14 protein-coding genes are annotated in these 17520 nt (G+C 66.2%); 2 read left to right on the top strand and 12 right to left on the bottom strand.

The annotated features are described in order from the left end of the window. Positions 1 to 9: 9 nt before the first annotated feature. Positions 10 to 774 carry a c-type cytochrome gene (locus ASE28_RS24970; protein ID WP_057268910.1) on the bottom strand — a complete coding sequence of 255 codons (765 nt, stop codon included), beginning with the start codon at positions 772 to 774 and terminating at the stop codon, positions 10 to 12. 132 nt (positions 775 to 906) lie between these two features. Between ASE28_RS24970 and ASE28_RS24965 the strand changes: the two genes are divergently transcribed. Both ASE28_RS24965 and ASE28_RS24960 read left to right on the top strand, forming a co-directional pair. Next, positions 907 to 2340: a PLP-dependent aminotransferase family protein gene (locus tag ASE28_RS24965; protein WP_057268909.1), complete on the top strand. Its 1434-nt coding sequence runs from the start codon at positions 907 to 909 to the stop codon at positions 2338 to 2340. 238 nt (positions 2341 to 2578) lie between these two features. Continuing rightward, on the top strand, positions 2579 to 2929 hold the full coding sequence (locus ASE28_RS24960) for a hypothetical protein (protein ID WP_057268908.1): 351 nt from the start codon (positions 2579 to 2581) through the stop codon (positions 2927 to 2929). A gap of 41 nt (positions 2930 to 2970) precedes the next feature. Here ASE28_RS24960 and ASE28_RS24955 read toward each other — a convergent pair whose 3' ends face one another. From ASE28_RS24955 to mshL, 11 genes are all read right to left on the bottom strand, one after another. Continuing rightward, complete coding sequence (locus tag ASE28_RS24955; protein ID WP_057268935.1) at positions 2971 to 3705, bottom strand: prepilin-type N-terminal cleavage/methylation domain-containing protein; 735 nt, start codon at positions 3703 to 3705, stop codon at positions 2971 to 2973. Positions 3706 to 3730: 25 nt separating this feature from the next. Further along, positions 3731 to 5056 (bottom strand): type II secretion system protein, encoded by a 1326-nt coding sequence (locus ASE28_RS24950; protein ID WP_057268907.1) that lies wholly within the window; start codon positions 5054 to 5056, stop codon positions 3731 to 3733. Then, positions 5053 to 6285, bottom strand: a complete 1233-nt coding sequence (locus ASE28_RS24945) for a type II secretion system protein (protein WP_057268906.1) — start codon at positions 6283 to 6285, stop codon at positions 5053 to 5055. Before ASE28_RS24945 ends, ASE28_RS24950 begins: the two co-directional genes overlap by 4 nt. Further along, entirely contained in the window at positions 6282 to 8492 is a 2211-nt protein-coding gene (locus ASE28_RS24940; RefSeq protein WP_057268905.1) for a hypothetical protein, read from the bottom strand. The genes ASE28_RS24945 and ASE28_RS24940 overlap by 4 nt, the downstream gene beginning before the upstream one ends. A 23-nt stretch (positions 8493 to 8515) precedes the next feature. Next, positions 8516 to 9328: a prepilin-type N-terminal cleavage/methylation domain-containing protein gene (locus ASE28_RS24935; protein ID WP_057206784.1), complete on the bottom strand. Its 813-nt coding sequence runs from the start codon at positions 9326 to 9328 to the stop codon at positions 8516 to 8518. After that, positions 9325 to 9945, bottom strand: a complete 621-nt coding sequence (locus tag ASE28_RS24930; protein ID WP_057268934.1) for a hypothetical protein — start codon at positions 9943 to 9945, stop codon at positions 9325 to 9327. The genes ASE28_RS24935 and ASE28_RS24930 overlap by 4 nt, the downstream gene beginning before the upstream one ends. 115 nt (positions 9946 to 10060) lie before the next feature. Next, positions 10061 to 11338, bottom strand: coding sequence for a type II secretion system F family protein (locus ASE28_RS24925; RefSeq protein WP_057268904.1), 1278 nt, complete (start codon positions 11336 to 11338; stop codon positions 10061 to 10063). Between the two features lie 22 nt (positions 11339 to 11360). Beyond that, a complete protein-coding gene (locus ASE28_RS24920) occupies positions 11361 to 13100 on the bottom strand; it encodes a GspE/PulE family protein (protein WP_082604444.1) in 1740 nt (579 codons plus the stop codon). Beyond that, positions 13084 to 14631, bottom strand: coding sequence for an ExeA family protein (locus ASE28_RS24915; protein WP_057268903.1), 1548 nt, complete (start codon positions 14629 to 14631; stop codon positions 13084 to 13086). Before ASE28_RS24915 ends, ASE28_RS24920 begins: the two co-directional genes overlap by 17 nt. Then, the gene (locus ASE28_RS24910) at positions 14628 to 15620 is read right to left on the bottom strand and encodes a tetratricopeptide repeat protein (RefSeq protein ID WP_057206790.1); all 993 of its coding nucleotides are present in this window, start codon (positions 15618 to 15620) and stop codon (positions 14628 to 14630) included. The genes ASE28_RS24915 and ASE28_RS24910 overlap by 4 nt, the downstream gene beginning before the upstream one ends. Continuing rightward, entirely contained in the window at positions 15617 to 17440 is a 1824-nt protein-coding gene (gene mshL / locus ASE28_RS24905; RefSeq protein WP_057206792.1) for a pilus (MSHA type) biogenesis protein MshL, read from the bottom strand. The genes ASE28_RS24910 and mshL overlap by 4 nt, the downstream gene beginning before the upstream one ends. Positions 17441 to 17520: the final 80 nt, after the last annotated feature.

The raw sequence follows: 17520 nt of genomic DNA, 5'->3' as shown, positions 1-17520 counted from the left end.
GCATCCCCCTCAGCCTGCGGCCACGGGCACGCCGTCCACCCCGCCGCAGCGTGCAGGCATGGGCTGGGCTAGGCGGGCGGCCGGCTTGCCGCCGCCGGGCACGGGCTGGGCGGCCAGCCAGGCGGATACGGCGCTCACGTCGTCGGGCGTGAGCTGGCGCGCGATGTCGGCCATGCAGTCGGGCGCATGGGCGCGGCGCTGGCCGGTCTTCCAGGCGCCGAGCTGGCTGTTGAGGTAGTCGCGCGGCAGGCCCAGCAGGCCGGGGATGAAGGGGTTCACCCCCGTCATGGCCTGGCCATGGCACTGCACGCAGGCCGGAATGCCGCGCGCCGCATCGCCTTGCTGCACCAGCAGGCGGCCTTTTTCCAGCACGGCGGGTGGTGCCTGGGGTGCGGGCGGTGGGACATACGGCACGTCGAGCGCAGCGAAGTGGGCTGCCATCTCGCGCAGGTAGTCATCGGTCAGGTGCTCGATCAGGCTGGTCATCTGCGGGTAGCTGCGCCGCCCGTCGCGGAAGTTGATCAGCTGGTTGGCCAGGTAGCCTGCGGGCTTGCCCGCGATGCGCGGAAAGTAGCCCTCCTGCGTGGCGCGGCCCTCCTTGCCATGGCAGGTGACGCAGGCCAGCACGCGCGGCGCCATGCCGCTGGACACGGTGGTGGCCGCCACAGGCGCGGGCGGGGTGGCAGGTTGCGCAGCCGCCAGGCCGCAGCCCAGGGTGGCAGCCATCCACAATGGAGCAAGGGGGCGCAGCAGACTGCGCAAACGATCAATCATGGGGAGACTGCTTTTTATAAGGAACACGCCAGGTCAGTACACACAACGGACTCTACGCCTGCCCCCAAAAACAGTACAGATTCAGTTTATGGTTAAAAATACAGATCAGTTTGTACTAGAACAATACTTCCCTTGAAACGCTACGAACGCCACGCCGATGCCATCGCCCAGCTCATCCACAGCGGTGCGCTGCGCCCGGGCGACCGCGTGCCTTCGGTGCGCGAGGCCAGCCGCACCCGGGGCATCAGCCCCTCCACGGTGTTCGAGGCCTACTACCTGCTGGAGGCGCAAGGCCTGATCCATGCGCGCCCGCGCTCGGGCTACTACGTCAGCACGCACCTGCCTGCCACCGCCGGACAGCAGCCCCCGGCCGAGCCCCTGCCCTCGCAGCCAGCGGCAGGATCGACCGGCGTTGCCATCAGCGACCTGGTGTTCGAGGTGCTGGGCTCGGCACGCGACCGCGACCTGGTGCCGCTGGGCTCGGCCTTCCCGGGGCTGGAGCTGTTCCCCTTCGAGCGGCTGGCGCGCTGCCTGTCGAGTGGCATGCGCAAGCTCGACCCCTGGAGCATCGTGCAGAGCCTGCCGCCCGGGGACGAGCGCCTGCGCCAGCAGATCGCGCTGCGCTATGGCCTGCACGGCACGGCGGTGGACATGGGCGAGATCATCATCACCAACGGCGCCATGGAGGCGCTCAACCTGTGCCTGGAGGCCGTGACCCGGCCGGGTGACATCGTGGTGGTCGAATCGCCCACCTTCTATGCCGCACTGCAGGCGCTGGAGCGGCTGAACCTGAAAGCCGTGGAGGTGGCGACCCACCCGCGCGAGGGCATCGACCTGGCCGCACTGGCCGAGGCCCTGGCGCGCCACCCGGTCAAGGCCTGCTGGCTGATGCCGAGCTTTCAGAACCCGCTGGGCAGCCTGATGCCCGAGGACAAGAAGCGCGCCCTGGTGGCCCTGCTCGCCCGCCACCAGGTGCCGCTGATCGAAGACGACGTGTATGGCGAGCTGCACTTTGCCCCCGAGCGCCCGCCCCCGGCCAAGGCCTTCGACACCGAAGGGCTGGTGATGCACTGCAGCTCGTTCAGCAAGTGCCTGGCGCCCGGCTACCGCGTGGGCTGGGTGGCGGCGGGCCGCTTTGCCACCGCCGTGCAGCGCCTGAAACTCATGACCACGCTGGCAGCAGCCGTGCCGTCGCAGCAGGCCCTGTCGGAGTACCTGGCCCAGGGCGGCTACGACCGGCACCTGCGCCAATTGCGCCGCAGCCTGGCCCGCCAGCAGGAGCGCGCGCTGGCCTGCATCGGGCGGCATTTTCCCACCGACACGCGGGTGTCGCGGCCCGAGGGTGGGTACTTTCTGTGGGTGGAGCTGCCGGCGTCGGTCAACGCCCTTGCCCTGCACCGCCAGGCCCTGGCCCAGGGCATCAGCCTGGCGCCGGGGCAGATCTTCTCAGCCGACCAGCGCTTTGCGCACTGCGTGCGCATCAACTACGGCCACCCGGCGCAGGAGCGCTTTGAGGAGGCACTGGCCACCGTGGGGCGGCTGGCGCGGGAGTTGGCGCTGGGCTGAAACCGGGCCCGGCACGCGGGGGAGCGCAACATCCTGGTGCAATACCACGCCCTCGCCTCCCATCCTGGGGAAACCCGCCGGGCCAGTCCTTGCATTTTGCTGACAAATCACGGCAGAGCGTTGGATACACCCAACTTCGGGTTCGCCCCTCTTCTGGCATGGCTATTGCACGGCATACTGACCGCCGCCCGGCTTGCTGGCCCCACCAGGGCCGGCCGAGCAATCAACACCGCCCACCATGCCACCACCCCAGCGTGTCCCGATCCTGACCGTGGAAGACGAAGACGACTGGATCGTCTCGTTTGCGTTCGGCCCCCAGGGGGCAGACCGCCTGACGCTCAAGCGCACACCCCGGCTGGAGTTCATGCTGCGCCCCGAGCAGCGCGGCGTGTTCGTGGGCGCAGGCATGGGCACCCGCCCTGCCCCGCTGGTCGCCGTGCAATGGGGCAGCAAGAGTGTGGACGTGGTGTCCACCGAGCGGCGCTACAGCCTCGACATCAGCAAGGTGGACGGCAACCTGCTGGCCGCTGCGCTGCAGGTGCTGGGGAAGATGAACTTTGACCAGAGGTTTCAGCTGGCGGGGGTGTGAGGCCCTCTCGGGCCTGCGTCAGCAGGCACGGGAAGTAGCCCTTAGCGGGTCATTTTGAAGAATGCATTCACGACAGCCACTTGGGATTCGTCCAGCGTTGTCACAGCCACCGTGCCAAAGGCCATGCGGTCGTCGATGGGCCAAATCTGACCAGGGTTGTTCGCGGTAACGTCAGCCGCCAGCGAGGCAGCACGCAGGCTGCCGAAACGGGCATCACTGCGGCCATCGATCTGCTGGTCCAATGCTCCGGCCAGCGAATAGGTCACGTTGCGGATTTCCATCAGGTTGCGCGGCATCGCCACATAGGTGCCGACCGCAGCGGCCGGCTCCGACCAGTTCAGGCTGCTGAAGCAGACCTGCACCTCCTGCGGGTTGCCGTTGCTATCCAGGTACACGTAACGGTCCTGCTGGCCTTCGGTGCGCCCGGTAGGGACACGGATGCCTGCGGCCAGAAAGGCGTTAATCATGGCGGCACCACACAGGGGCGTTCCGGCAGGCGTCACCGCACCATTGACCCGGCCAGTGGGCGCCAGCGCATTGTCGCCTGGCGGGCGCCCCACGCCGTTGAAATACGCCTCGTAGGCCAGTTGCCAGCCCTGGATGAAGTCCGTGGACAGGCGTTGGTTGGCCGCAGAGCGCTGCAGATCGCGCCCCACGGCCACGGCGCCGATCAACAGGCCGATGACGACCAGAACGACGCTCAGCTCCAAAAGCGAGAAACCACGCTGGCGGCGCACACGGGTGCGGCAACTGGATGCGGTGTGAAGTGAGGTCATGGTAGGCGACTCGGTAAGCGTGAAATCAATGGCCAATCGCATCGGCTGTCAGTGTGTTGTTGTTGATCGAGATCGACAGGTCTGTCATGGCGGTGGTCCGTTCGGCAAAGTCTTTGTGCACTTCCTTGGCCTCGGCCAACGACGCAATCGCGTCAACCTGAGCGAATGCCGCCAGTCCCACGCTGATCCCCGCGGCCACAATGCCCCCAGCAGCCAATCCGATCTGAGCAGACCGGACACCGGCGCTGTAGGTGGTGTCGCCAACGGCGGACACCATTTCCTTGGCGGCATCGAGCACGCCTGCGGCAGCACCTGCAATGCCTGCGGCAGCGGCTGCGACGTCGGCTTCTGCCAGCTTGACGGAGATGAACAACTGGTCACGGTAGTCGTACAACGAGCGTTCAATCACAAAAGCACCCATGGCCGCGTTGAAGTGGGCGTGGGAGATTGCGGACAACGCGGCACCGCAATGCAATTCGGCAAACAACTCCGCGTGGCTGGCAGCCATCACGATGTCGTCGTAGGTGTTGGTGACGCGCGTTGCGGGTGCCTCAAAGGTAGGCGCAGCACTGGTGGCGGTGGCATTCGCTCCATCGAACGATTGCCCATCGCCGTTGGCGTCCAACATGCCCGGCGCTGCGATCACGAACGCCACCGAACGCCTCACGCCACCCAGCGTGGTGGCGAGGCCTCCGGCAGGCGCAGGGATGACGACACTCCCCAGGTTCAGCGCAAGGCAGGCGTCGACCAGCGTGGTCGACTTGCCTGCCAGCGGGCACGGCGGACCGTTGGCGGCATCGCACAAGGGATTGAAGATGGGAGCCGCAGGCGGCGCGGATTGGGTCGCGGGCTGGGTCGCCCCCAGCAGGACCGCCGTGGACTGGGGAATGGGCGGCGCGGTGGCGTTGGGACCATCCGCATTTTGAGGCCGGGGCTTTGGCGTGCGAATGCGCAACGGGTTCATTCGGTCACGGGCAACAGCCAGGTCCTGGTCCAGTTGCGCGGTTGCCGCATTGGGCCGGCGGTAGACGCCATAACGCAACGCCTTCGCCTCCAGGCTGGGAATCCCCAGCGCTCGCCACGGCAGGAAACCCACCTGGCGCAGCCCCGCGCCGTCGGAGCAGGCCTCCACGCCATTGGCGTCCGCCGCAGGGCAAGGCAGGCGGTAATTGGCATGCAGAAAGCCCACAAGGGCATCGCGCGCCTGCTGCTGCGCCGTTATCTGCACCGACGTGACGCGCTGGCGCTCAGCCAGCTGCCAAAGGATCACCGCAGCGGGCAGGATGATCCCCAGGGCCAGAAGCACCACCGACAGTTCGACGAGAGTAAAGCCCCTCACTTTGCGCTTCATGGATTGAGCCCTTTCTCGTCCAGATTGATGGCATCGGTGAGGGCATTCGTGAACGACTCGTAGACCTGGATGGCGTAGGTGTCCGCGGCGAGGCGCTTTTGCCGCGAGACCTCCAGCGCTGCCTTCGCTTCGTCAAGCGCTTGGGCCGCAAGCACGGTTTCAGCAATCGATGCGCCCAGGTTCACGGCGGCAATCGCAACGGTAAAGGCGGTCACCCCCTCGGTGTTCGCGGCCGACGCAATGCTCAGCACCCCCCCGGCCGTCGCAAGTGCCAAGCCCATCGCGGCAACCGCCACACCCGTCTCTGCGCTTTGAACGGCAGACTCTGATGCTGTGATGTCGAACAATCGCAGGGACCAATACTCCTGCATCACCCGTGCAGTGTCGTAAGCGGCATAGGCCCCCTGCGCCGCCGCCTGCATTTCACTCAGGCGGGCCGCGCATCCAATGCGTGCGCTCAGGTCGGATGGACCGACCGCCAGGCTCAGATCGTCGAAATCGTGGGTCTGGGGGCGGCCTGGAAAATCGAATTTCCACGCAGGATTGGCGCCTGCGGCATTGTTGCCATCAAAACGGTTGTTCTCACCGGGGTGCACGAGGACGTAAGCCACGGGAATGGAATCCGTTGCATTCCCCGCAGACAGCGCACCTGTCGCCGTGGGGTTGGCAGCATACTGGCGCAGCACGGCGCACCAGTCCAGGCCGTTGAACACGGCGCGGCGGGTATTTTTTGCCCTGCCAATGGCACTGGTCGCATTCGCCAAGGCGGAGGTCACACCTGCGCTCGGTGTAAGCCCCGTCTGGTGCGCGGGCACAGCAAGGCCGGTGAACTCGATATACAAGTCCGGGGAAGCCAGTTTTGGGGCGGTCGCGGTATTGAGCGCCAGGTCCATGGACCCACCGCGGTTGACGCCGTAGTGGATCTGGTTGAATTGGCTGCCCAGGCCCAGGGTACGCCACGGCAGGAACACCGCGTCGGCATCGCCGCAGGCCTGGACCCCCTGGGCATCTGAAGCAGGGCACGGCATGGTGCTGTTGGCAAGCACGAAACCTTCCACGGCCGACTGGGCTTCCGCCAGCTGGGCCAGCATGGCGGGCCGCTGCAGAGGCTCACGCGTGGAAACGACCCAGCGCCACACCAGCACGCCAAGAATACCGATGACGGCCATCGCCACGGCCAGTTCCACCAAGGACAGGCCGCGCTCCCGGTGCAGAAGAAAGCGCTTCATCGGATGCCTCCCTTCTGGTCGGCGCGCAGGAGGATTTCCATGGCCCGTTCGATCGGCATGGGCGTAACGGCCCCATTGTTGGTGATGTTGCAAGGTGGCGGGTTGTCCTGCTGGGTCTTGAGCTGCTGATAGATGGCTTGGGCATCCGTTTCCCGCTTCTGGGCCACTGTCAGCTCGCTTTGCAGAATCGCGAGTTCCTTGCGCAGCCTGATGGGCAAAAGGAATTTCGCGTTCGGGTCAGGGCTGGTCCTGGATCCACCAAACAGATCCACGACACCAGCCAGCACATTGGAGGAAGTGTTGACAGGCCCCAAGGGGCACAGTCCATTGCTCAAAGAGCAACCCGGCTGGATTTCAGTGGCTCCGTTGAAGCGCCGGTAGGGTCCGGCGTCAACCAAAGCGTTGTAGGCTGTTTGGAAAGCCGTGGCCGCAGGCCCCAGGTTGGCCTGCGCGGCGGCCAGATCGCTCTGGGCGGTCGCAAGGTTGGTCTGGGCGTTGTTGCGCTCAGTCACGGCCTTGTCGTACTCTGCCTGCAGCGCCACGGGGTCATTGAGCAGCGTGCGCTGCGAGGTCTTCTCCAGCATGGTCTTTTGCAGCGCCGCCTTGGCAACGGGATCGGTCGCAACAGCAATCTGCGCATTCAGCGAGGCGATGTCCGTATTGAGCTGGGCAAGCAATGCTGTTCTGTTGGTGATCATGTTCCCGTAGGACGTGACTTCACCGCTCCAGGAGGTCACCGCAGCCTGGTAGTCCGCGATCCGGTAGTCCGCGTTGGTTTTGGCCGCCGTGTAGTCGTTCCAGGTGGTGGCAGCCGTCTGCAGGGTCGCCACCCTGTCATCGATGTTCGTGGAAGTGGCGCCCGCTCTCACATACGCGATCAACAGGTTGATGGCATTGGTCCTGTTGGTGTCAGCGTTGTTCACGTCATTGGTTTTGCTCGTGACCGCAGCCTGTTTTGCTTGCCTGGCTGCGATGGCATTGTCCCACTCGGTCTTGGCCGCATTGACCGAAGAGCTGAGGTCGATGGTGGGGCACACCGCGCTCAGATCGGCACTGCCATCGGCCAAGGCCAGCGCGTTTCCGGCCATCACAGCGGCCACAACGTTTGCGGCGATGGAAGCAATGTTGAGGTATATGACCCCTCCCGACAATGCGGTCGCAGTCGCGTGGATGCCGATGGCGGCACAGGCGTTGACGGCCAAGCCCAGCGAGGCAGCACAAGTCACCGTGTCGACAACGGTATTGGCGGCATCCGAGATGGTTTCCAGAACCAATGCACCGGTTTCGACGGCGGTGATGGCGGCGCCCAGCGCGGCAAATGCCACGGCCTCCTTGGCAGAGGCGATATTGTCCGTACGCATGCCATGCACCTGCTCAATCACATCCACCCCCAGGGCCATGGTGTTGATGGAGTCGATCAACGGGTGGCAATGGAATGCGGACAGGAGACTGGCATGTGAACGCTCCAGCACGATGTCGTTGTAGAGCGCCAGCACCGGCCGGCGGCCCGGGTCTTCGACCATGCTGTCGCTCCCGGTGTTGGCTCCATCAAACAGGTTGCCGTCGCCATTGGCGTCCCCATTGCCCGGATGCACGAGCGCATAGGCCACGGTCCTGACAGGTGTCGCGTTCACCTCCGCCATGCCGGCAGCTGGAGCGATGGCCCGCCCTGCGTCCAGCCGCTGGCAGAAGTCCGGCAGCGTAAGGACGTTGGCCGTGTAGGTGCCGCCCGTGGCAGTGGTCTCGCGCATGGTGGCGAAAGTGCGACCGGTTTCGTCATACTCCAGCGGCCTCCAGGAGTCGTCCAGCACCGTCAGGCTGTTCGTGCCCGTCCCACGCTGCACGAGGTAGCGCAACTGGCCCACATCCACACCGGCATCGACACCCGCCAGGGCCATGGTGACCGTTGGCAACCATCCACTTTGGTTGCCGGCGCCACAGTCCGCCACACCATCGCGGTCGATGTCAGGGCAAGGCAGGCTTCCGGCCACCGTGACGTATGCAATGAGGGCCCGGTCTGCTTGCGAAAGGGCCTGGCGTTCCTGGCGGGCGGTGTTCACGGCCGAGCGTTCGCGCCACTGCAGGTAGCCAATGGTTGCAAGGCCTGCCATCACGGAGATCAGCAGCAGCACCTGCACGAGGCCGAACCCGCGTGAGCGGCCGGGCGCTCTGCGTGCGCGGTGGGCATTGGAATGGTTTGTCAGCATGGGAGATATCTAGGCAAACGCCGTTACGGCAGACTTTTGCGCAGCCAGCCGGCGAGTTGGGCCGGGGACTCGGCCACGACCACATCGTCGGAACCGAAGCGCAGGGGCGCCGAGGGGCTTGCAGCACAAGTGCTGACAGGCACATGGGGGGCATCGAATCGGCTCCCATCGTTGTCCTTGTCATCCAGCGGAACGATCACCCAGTAGGCCGCAACCATGACCAGGTTGCCAGCGCAGTCAATGGCGCCAGCGGGCCCGCCATCTCCGGTGAGGTAGGTTCTGGCCGTTGCCGCCGTTTTCCTGGATGCCGTGTTCAATGCCGCAATCAGGTCCGTGGTATCACGGTAGTTGGGACTGGCACTGGCATTGGGGTTGGAAGGATCAGGCACAGGGTCCCCGGTCCGCTCCTTCACCAAGGCAAGGTCTGCATCAGCGGTATCCACGACATTGGGGTCACGGAACACCGAATAGCGCGCACGCAACAGCGGCACCGGAAGCTCCAGCCCCACGCTCACATAGGGGAACCAGCCGACCTGCGTACCTGTGGTGCAGACCCCTGCGGTCAGTGCCTCGTAGCCGGTGCCCGCAACGCTGCTGTCAGGGCATGGAAGCCGCCCATGGCGCAGCGCAAAAGCGCGGACGATGGATTGCAGCTGTTGTGCTTCGGCCCGGCCCCGTTCGATCTGCTGCTGCGCTGTCACGGTTTCGTACCCGCTGAACGCAGCCCAAGACATCAGCCCCGCCACCACCAGCGCAACAGCAAGCTCCACCATGGTGAAGCCCGCCTGCGCAGCACGTTGCGCGGGGAGGTTGCTGCGGAGTGCGGCACAGGTCATTGCGCCTTCCCTGCGGGCGTGGCCCGGCGCGCATAGGTCTGCACATTGGCGGCAGCAACGCTCATGGCTTCGCTGACGCGGGGCAATTCTTCAAGAATGACGCGACGCCGGGCCACGTCTTTGGGGTCCAGGCTGTTGGAGATGGTCTTCAGTTCGCGGTTGAGCGACTGGACCTTGGCACTGCCTTCCAGCATCACCCGCAATGCCTGAAAATAGCGCGGATCCAGCTCACCCTGCGACAGGGACTCCAGTTCGTTGAGCGCTGCAATCACTTCGGTGGGCGAGGCGTCAGGCCCCTGTGCCGTCAGCGTCGCAAAGCGAGCGCGCACCTCAGTCAGGCGCCTGCGGCGCTCCTGCGAATTCATGCCGGAGGCCGGTGCCACAACCGCACTTGCAGCCTGCCCCGGCGCTTGGGAAGCGGGCGCGCCAGCCATCGCCAGATCCCGGCCTTGTTCCTTCACACCAGGAAGGGTTGCTGCGGGCGATACCGCCGCGCCTGCCGCACCAACAGCTACCGGCTCGGGCGCGCCCGAGCTCCCAGTCCACACGCCTACGGCGAATACCAGCGCCAGCACGAGCAGGCCAGCGGCACCGCCGATCAAAACACCCTTGCGCATCATTGCTCCGTCCCAATTTTCACACCCACGCCAGCAAGGCGGCATGAAGCAAGCGATTCACACGCCCGCAGCACACTGCAAAACGCCGTGTCAGAGGCGAAAAGGCTTTCAGCCTTCATTGCCCGCCTCCCAGCGTATGCCCGACCGACTGCCGCACCAGGTCGTACACCGGCAGCAGCAGCGCCACGATGAGGAACAGGAACAGACCGCCGGCGATCAGGATGATCACCGGCTTCAGGATTTCGGCCAGCGACTGGACTACTACTTCCAGGCGCTTGCGGTAGTCTCCGGCCAGGTGGGCCAGTTGCTGGTCCAGGCTGCCGGACTCCTCGCCCACCGAGATCATGCGCACCGCCATGGCCGGGAAGCCGCCCACACGGCGCATGGAGGAAGACACCGATTCACCACGCGACACCGATTCGGCCACCTGGATCAGGCGGGTACGGTAGTAGCGGTTCTTGGTGGCGCGACCCAGGATGCGCAGGCTGGACACCAGGTCTACCCCTGCACGCACCAGGATGGACAGGTGCTCCGTCATGTGTGCCATGCCCGAGGACACCAGCAGCGTGCGCGAGATCGGCAGGCGGTGCAGCAGGTTGTAGGTGGCCAGCTGAAAGCTTTCCGAGCGTTTGAACAGCACGGTACCCGTGATGGCGACCACGGCGACGACGAGCAACACCCAGGGCAGGTGGGTCGAGAGCATGTTGGCGAACGAGACCAGGCCTTCGGTAATGGGCGGCAGCTTGGCCTGCATCTGCTTGAACAGCCGGGCCATGTTGGGCACCACGTAGTAGATCCAGAAGATCGCCACGCCGATGATGGTGGCGAACACGAAGGCCGGGTAGATCAGCGCGGTCTTGATGTCGCGCTTGATGTTGATCATGCGTTCCACGTGCTCTGCCGCCTCGCCCAGCATGCGGTCGAGCGTACCCGTCTGGTCGCCGATGGAGACCAGGTTGCGCACGGTCTCGGGGAACACGTCGGGGTGGCGGTTGAAGGCCTCCGTCATGCCCACGCCCGCGTTCAGGTCGTCAAGCATGTTGCGGGCCACGTAGGCCATGGCGCGGTTCTCGCTGGTGTCGCTTTCGTCCACCAGGGTCTGCAGCGCATCGAGCGCAGGCACGCCGGCACGCATCATGAGGCCCATGTCGCGCAGGAAGCCCGCCAGGTCTTCGCCGCGCACCTGGCGGCGAAACACGTGCATGAGGATCTCGGAAAAGAAGGCCAGCCAGGCAGGAAAGCGGAACAGGCTGAGCACCGTGCCATCGGTGTCCGATTCGATGCGCATGCGCACCGACACCTCGCGCTTGACCGCCAGGCGCAGCAGGCCCGAGCGCACGCCGCCATGCGGCAGCAGCACCCGGTAGTAGTAGGTATTGAGGGATGAGGCCATGGGTGGTGTCCGCCGAAACGGGTCAGTCCTCGCCCACCGTGCGCAGGATCTCTTCCATGGTGGTCTCCCCCGCCAGCACGCGGTTGCGCGCCAGGGTCAGGATGGGGCGCATGCCGGCGCCCATGGCGCGCTGGCGGATTTCCGCACGCGTGGCGTCGGAGGCGATGGCGTCGGCCAGGTCGCGGTTGACGACCAGCATCTCGTACACCGGCAACCGGCCCAGGTAGCCGGTGTCGCGGCAGTGGTGGCAGCCCGCGCCGTGGAACACCTGCGGCGTCGAGTCGGGGTTGGTCAGGCCCAGCCAGCGGCGTTCATCCTCAGTCGCCAGGCGCGGCTTGGCACAGTGCGGGCATATGCGGCGCACCAGGCGCTGGTTGATCACCGCCACCAGGTTTTCGGCAATGGTTTCGGTGTCCACACCCAGCAGCTTGAGCCGGGGCATGACACCGAAGATGCTGCCCACGTGCAGGGTGGAGAGCACCAGGTGGCCGGTGGACGAAGCGTCGAGCGCGGCACGCGCGGTCTCGGAGTCGCGGATTTCACCCACCAGGATGATGTCGGGGTCATGCCGCAGAAAGTGGCGCATGGCGTTGGCGAACTCGTAGCCCGCGCGGCGGTTCACCTCGGTCTGGCAGGCCACGGGCACGCGGTACTCCACCGGGTCTTCCACGGTGAGCACGTTGCGCTCGATCAGCGGCTGCATGCGCAGGGCGGCATGCAGCGTGGTGCTCTTGCCGGAACCCGTGGGGCCGGTGATCAGGATCAGACCGTGCGGCTTGGCAAAGGCCTTGGCCATCACGGTCACGTCTTCCTGCAGAAAGCCCAGATCGGCCAGCTTGTCCAGGCTGCTGCGCTCAGGCAGCAGGCGCAGCACCATGCGCTCGCCGAATTCGGAGATAAGCGTAGACACGCGGATCGTGTAGTTGTGCTCCATCACCTGCGCGGTGAAGCTGCCGTCCTGCGGCAGGCGCTGCTCGCTGGCGTCCATGTCGGCCTGCAGCTTGACGTAGACCACCAGGCGGTCGAGTGCGGGCGACAGGGCGAACACCGGGCGCAGCACGCCGTCCACCCGCAGCAGAACCGAGCGGCTGCGCGCCGTGGGCGCCAGGTGGATGTCGGTGGCGCGTTCGCGCACGGCCAGGTGAAGCATGTGTTCAAGCAGGCGCGCCGGGCTGTAGGCACGGTCGATGTCAGCTTCGAGCTTGCGCACCTCGCTCTCGACCAGGCGGGTGGGCGGGTTGTCGGCAAAGTAGTAGTGCTGCTGGATGGCCTGCGCCACGCTGTCGAACTCGCCCTGGAAGAAGTGGCAGGACTTGCCCAGCTTGCGCAGCACCAGTTCGCGCACGGCGTCGGGCTGGGCATCGCCCAGAACCACCTCGATCTGGCCTTCGTGCTCCCGCACCGGCAAAAAACCGTAGGTCAGGCACAGCGAGCGGTTGAACACGGCTGCCACGGCCGGGTCGGGCTCGGGCATCTCGGCGGCGTTCACGAACAGCAGGCCGCGCTGGCCGGCGAGTTGGCGGGCCACCTCGTTGGCACTGGCAAAGCCCAGTTCCACGAGCAGGTTGCCCATGGGCACCTTCTCGATCTTCTGCTTTTGCAACACGTAGTCGATCGCCACGGATGAGACGACGCCAGCATTCACCAGCGCCGCCCCCAGGGAAGGGCTTTTCTCCTGCAGGGCAGCCAGGCGGTCGGTGACGGAAGTGCCGGGCGGCAGCGAAAGGGCGGCGTCTAGCACCGGGTCAGCGGGCGGATACATTCTGCTGCTCCAAGATAAAGAAAGTCAGTTCGTCTGGTTTGCCCGTGGGGGCCAACCCGTGTTGCAGCTGGAAGCGGGCAAGCGCCTCCCCCGTCTTGGAGCCGAAAAAGCCGTCGTCCAGCTCGCGCGGATCGAGCAGACCCAGGCCCTTGAGCTTGAGCTGCACGTTGCGCGTGGCCTGCTGGGCCGCCAGGATGTAGCGCGCCTCGCTGCGGCCCAGCCACGCCACCCATGCATCCTTGCCCTCGGTAAAACGGCAAACACGGGGCATGGGCTTGAGCGCATTGGCATTGGCGCCCAGGGGCTGCGGCAGGCGCTGCACCTGCAGCACGTCGTCAGCGGTGGCAATGGCCTTGAGCTGGGCTTCGCAAGCAATGCGGGGAGAAACTTCGGCCACGGACACGGTCGCAGACGCTGCAGCAGCGCTGGGGTCAGCGGCCGCCGATGCGGCTACGGCAGGTGCGGGCTCTGCCACCGTCGGCATCTGCGTGACGGGAGCCGGCGTTGGCGCCTCGGGCGCAGCCTTTGGCACTGGCGCCAGCGGGTTCTTCGGGGCGGCATCGACCACCGGCGGTGCACTGCCGCCGGAAGAAGACAGCCCCCAACTGGCCAGCGCCAGGGTGGCCGTGGTTCCGGCCACCAGGCCGGCAGCAACCCAGGCCCAGCGGCGGCGTGGGCGTGCCACGGCGGCAGCGATGGTGGCGGCGTCATCACCCAGCGCCGGCATGTCCGACACTGCGCGCTGCACCAGCGCGTCGGTGATCACCGAGCCGCGGGTGCTGGCCAAGCCGTACAGGCAGCGGTCCAGCACCAGGTGGATCTGGCGCAGGTTGCCCTGCGTGACGCGGTAGACGATGTCCACGGCGGCGGGCTCGATGGACAGGCGCCCTTCCGCCCCGGCGGCATTGACACGGAAGTCGAAGTACCGGGGCATCTCGTCCTTGTGCAGGCCCGACAGGCGGGCATGCTTGACGATGCGGCTCTTGAGCTGGCGCAACTCGGGCGTGGCCAGGGTCTCCTCCAGCTCGGGCTGGCCTACCAGCAGGATCTGCAGCAGCTTCTCCTGCCCGGTTTCGAGGTTGCACAGCAGGCGCACGAGTTCCAGCGACTGCACGCTCAGGTTCTGCGCATCGTCGATCACCAGCAGGCTGGTTTCATCGGCCTTTTGGCGCGCGATCAGGAACTCCGTCAACCGGGCGAGGCCCTGCTCCACCGAGTCGCTGGGGGGCAGGCCGAAGTCGCTTTGGATGGCCGAGAGCAGTGCGCTGTCCTGCAAAAACGTGTTCAGGATCAAGGCCGAGCGGCAGTTCTTGTCCTTGAGCGTATCGAGCAGGCGCCGCACCATGGTGCTTTTGCCCAGGCCCACCTCGCCCGTGAGCAGCACGAAGCCCTTGCGTGCCTCGATGCAATGCGCGACCTCCGCGAAATCCTCTTCCAATCGGGGCGTAAAGAAGTACGAGCCCGCATCCGGTGTGGGAGGGAAGGGATTGCGCGACAGACCCAGCGTCGCGTAGACAGGGCTGGTGCTCATTGGCGGGCGTTGGGTGTGAACTGGCCCAAGGCCGAACGCAGCGCAGCCGAGTCGGGAGACAGGCGCAGGGCGGCGCCCAGCGTCGCACGGGCCTCCTCGGGCTTGCCCCTGCGGCTGTGGATGCTGGCGAGGTTGATGGAGGCCTCTTCATCGCCAGGCATGCGGTCCAGGATGGCGCGGTACTGCTCGGCAGCGGCAGCATCGTTGCCGGCGCGCAGGTCGAACCAGGCCTGGGCACGCAGCAGGCCCAGGGAGCCGGCAGGCAGGCGCGACTTGAGGGCGGCCAGCTCGCGCTCGGCATCGGCCGTCTGGTTGTTCTTCATGGCGGCCACGAAGCGGGCGAAGCGCAGCTCCACAGGCGTTTCGTCCACCACGGGCGCGGGGGCTGGCACCACCACAGGCGGGGCGACCGCACGCGGGGCATGGGCGGGGCGTGGCGCTGCCGCAGGGCGCGGCGTGGCCGGGCGAACGTCGGCCTGGCCGGTGGCGGCCTGCGCGACCACCACGGCGGGTGCGGACACCGGTGCGGCGGCGGGGGCTGGGGCGGCCTGGACCTGCGCAGCAGGTGCCGGCGCTGACGGCGCGGGCGCAACCGAGGAAGGCATGGGGGCTGGCGCCGTGGCGGCAGCCACCGCAGCGGTCTGCGCACTGGCAGCAGGCGAATCGACCACCGGCGTGGCACCGGCAACCGCCGGCACCTCCACCAGCGGCTGCGAGGCCGCCAGTGCCGGCAGCATGGCCACCGGCGCGGCCGGTGCCGCCGCAGCCACCACGGGCGGCAGTGGCTTGGGTTGCTTCTGGCTTTGCCACAGCACCCAGCCCAGGCCACCGGCGACTACCACGATGGCAAATGCCAGGGCACCATCCAGCCACGCAGGGCGGCCGCCGCGCGGGGCGGTGACAGCGCGAGGCCGGGCCGTGGCAGCGGGCGCAGCAGGGGATGCCGTGGCCGTGTCCATGGATTTCAGTGCGTCGTGGATGAGGCTCATAGCACACGCACCCGCAGAACGATGACCAGCTCACGGCTGTTGTGCACCTTATTTTCGTTGCCGAACAACTTGCCCAGCAGCGGCACGTCGGAGACACCTGGGGCACCGCGGTCGTTGTTGGAGTTGCGCTGATCGATCAGGCCGCCCACCACCACCACGTCGCCGTCACCCACGTTGAGGGTGGTTGTCAGGCCCTTGTAGCTGACCTTGGGCAACGATATGAGGTTCTCGCCCCCCACCGCCACCAGTTGCAGGCTGGCCGGGTCCACATCGCTCTGCATCGGGTTGAGCATCAGCTCGATACGGCCGTCTTCACGCACCATGGGGAGTACACCGACCATGACGCCAGAAAACACCGTGTCGGTTTGCACGCTCGACGAGGTGGTGGATGCGCCGCCGCCGGGTACCGTCTGCGTGGAGGCCGATTGCGATACATAGCGCGAACTGGTGCCCACCGACAGCAGTGCCGGCGTGCCGTTGCGCACCTGTATGTTGGGGTTGGACAGCACCTTGAGGTTGCCAAACGCGCGCAGCGCATTGATGACGATGCCGTAGTTGCTACCCTGGTAAGACGCGCCAAAGGCAGGACCGGTCAGGCTGCCGATGAGCGCGGCGGGGATCGAGATGGCGCGTGCAGGGTAGCCGTTGCCCGCATTGGGCAGCGTGCCGTTGCTGCCGCCCAATTGCATGGGCGAGGAGCCGAAGCCCGTGGCCAGGCGGCTGCGCAATGAATTCCAGTCCACACCGAACTCGAAGTTGTCACCCAGCTGCACGTCGATCAGCTGAGCCTCGACATACACCTGCTTTCCCAGCACCTTGTGGATCTGGGCCAGCATCTTCTCCACCGTGCGCATCTTGGATGGGCGCGCCTTGACGTAGAGCGTGCCGGTCTGGGAGTTCAGGGTGAAGCCGCCCTCTTCCTTGATGGTGGTCACCGATGGACCTAGCGCCCCGGGCCCCCGGGCCACGTTCGCCGCGCCTGTTCCATTGGGGGCAGGTGTTCCCGTCCAGGCCGAAGGCGTGGATGGGGAATAGCCCGGCGCCTGCACGTTCGCGCCCTGCTGCTGTTGCTCCAGGCGATCCTTGGCGTCGTCTTCCAGAAGGGCCTTGAGCGCGCTGGCCACGTCTGCGTAAGGATCGGCAGAGCTGCCGCCGGAGCCCGACATGGTCAGGCTGCCCTGCTGGGCGCCCGAGCCGCCGCTGGAGCCACCGCCGCCCCCGCCGCTGCTCCCACCGCCGCCTCCATTGCTGCTGCCGAATACATTGCCCCCCGACCCCATCTGGATGCTGGACTTGGTGTTCAGGAAGTTGAGCGAGAAGAACTTTTCCTCGGTCAGGCTCACGCGCAGCGTGTTGCCGCGAAACTCGCCCGCCACGTCGTACGTGCGCATCACTTCGTTGAAGCCTTCGCGCAGGGTCACCTGGCGCAGGTACATGTCGGCCAGTTGGCCGCCACGCAGCACGTTGGGGTCCACGATCAGGTTGAGGTTGCCGGCATCGGCGAATGCGCCCAGGATCTGGCTGATGCTGGCCTTGGACATGGCCACGTTGATCAACTTGCCTTCGAGCGGATCGAACACGGGTGCCATCGGTGCGATCACCGGTGCCGGTGCGGGCCTGTTGAGGTCTGCCAGCAGAAGTTGCTGGTGCTCCAGCAGGCGCTTGGCCTCGGCCACCGCGTTCTCGCGCATCTGGTCGGCAGCCGCGGTGTCCGGCGCGGGCAGGCTGGAGGCGCTGCGCGGCGGCCCATTGGCGCAACCGCTGAGAATGAACGCGGCGCACACCAGGGCCAGGGGCTTGAAGATCGGAGGATGGGTCATATCGCTGTCCTTGGCACCGCTTGGGTGATTCATGGATTTCTTGAAAATGGGTACGTTCTTCTGTGCGCGAAGTTCAGACT

The sequence above is a fragment of the Acidovorax sp. Root219 genome, from assembly GCF_001428665.1.
Taxonomy (GTDB): Bacteria; Pseudomonadota; Gammaproteobacteria; order Burkholderiales; family Burkholderiaceae_C; genus Acidovorax.
The sequence above is the reverse complement of the archived record's forward strand: the minus strand, read 5'-3'. Positions and strand labels throughout refer to the sequence as shown.

What these genes read in the sequence shown, in the direction of transcription:
- mshL (WP_057206792.1), bottom strand. Translation starts at nt 17,440, where the DNA reads ATGACCCATCCTCCGATCTTCAAGCCCCTGGCCCTGGTGTGCGCCGCG.
- ASE28_RS24915 (WP_057268903.1), bottom strand. Translation starts at nt 14,631, where the DNA reads ATGAGCACCAGCCCTGTCTACGCGACGCTGGGTCTGTCGCGCAATCCC.
- ASE28_RS24920 (WP_082604444.1), bottom strand. Translation starts at nt 13,100, where the DNA reads ATGTATCCGCCCGCTGACCCGGTGCTAGACGCCGCCCTTTCGCTGCCG.
- ASE28_RS24950 (WP_057268907.1), bottom strand. Translation starts at nt 5,056, where the DNA reads ATGAAGCGCAAAGTGAGGGGCTTTACTCTCGTCGAACTGTCGGTGGTG.
- ASE28_RS24910 (WP_057206790.1), bottom strand. Translation starts at nt 15,620, where the DNA reads ATGAGCCTCATCCACGACGCACTGAAATCCATGGACACGGCCACGGCA.
- ASE28_RS24930 (WP_057268934.1), bottom strand. Translation starts at nt 9,945, where the DNA reads ATGCGCAAGGGTGTTTTGATCGGCGGTGCCGCTGGCCTGCTCGTGCTG.
- ASE28_RS24945 (WP_057268906.1), bottom strand. Translation starts at nt 6,285, where the DNA reads ATGAAGCGCTTTCTTCTGCACCGGGAGCGCGGCCTGTCCTTGGTGGAA.
- ASE28_RS24940 (WP_057268905.1), bottom strand. Translation starts at nt 8,492, where the DNA reads ATGCTGACAAACCATTCCAATGCCCACCGCGCACGCAGAGCGCCCGGC.
- ASE28_RS24935 (WP_057206784.1), bottom strand. Translation starts at nt 9,328, where the DNA reads ATGACCTGTGCCGCACTCCGCAGCAACCTCCCCGCGCAACGTGCTGCG.
- ASE28_RS24960 (WP_057268908.1), top strand. Translation starts at nt 2,579, where the DNA reads ATGCCACCACCCCAGCGTGTCCCGATCCTGACCGTGGAAGACGAAGAC.
- ASE28_RS24970 (WP_057268910.1), bottom strand. Translation starts at nt 774, where the DNA reads ATGATTGATCGTTTGCGCAGTCTGCTGCGCCCCCTTGCTCCATTGTGG.
- ASE28_RS24955 (WP_057268935.1), bottom strand. Translation starts at nt 3,705, where the DNA reads ATGACCTCACTTCACACCGCATCCAGTTGCCGCACCCGTGTGCGCCGC.
- ASE28_RS24925 (WP_057268904.1), bottom strand. Translation starts at nt 11,338, where the DNA reads ATGGCCTCATCCCTCAATACCTACTACTACCGGGTGCTGCTGCCGCAT.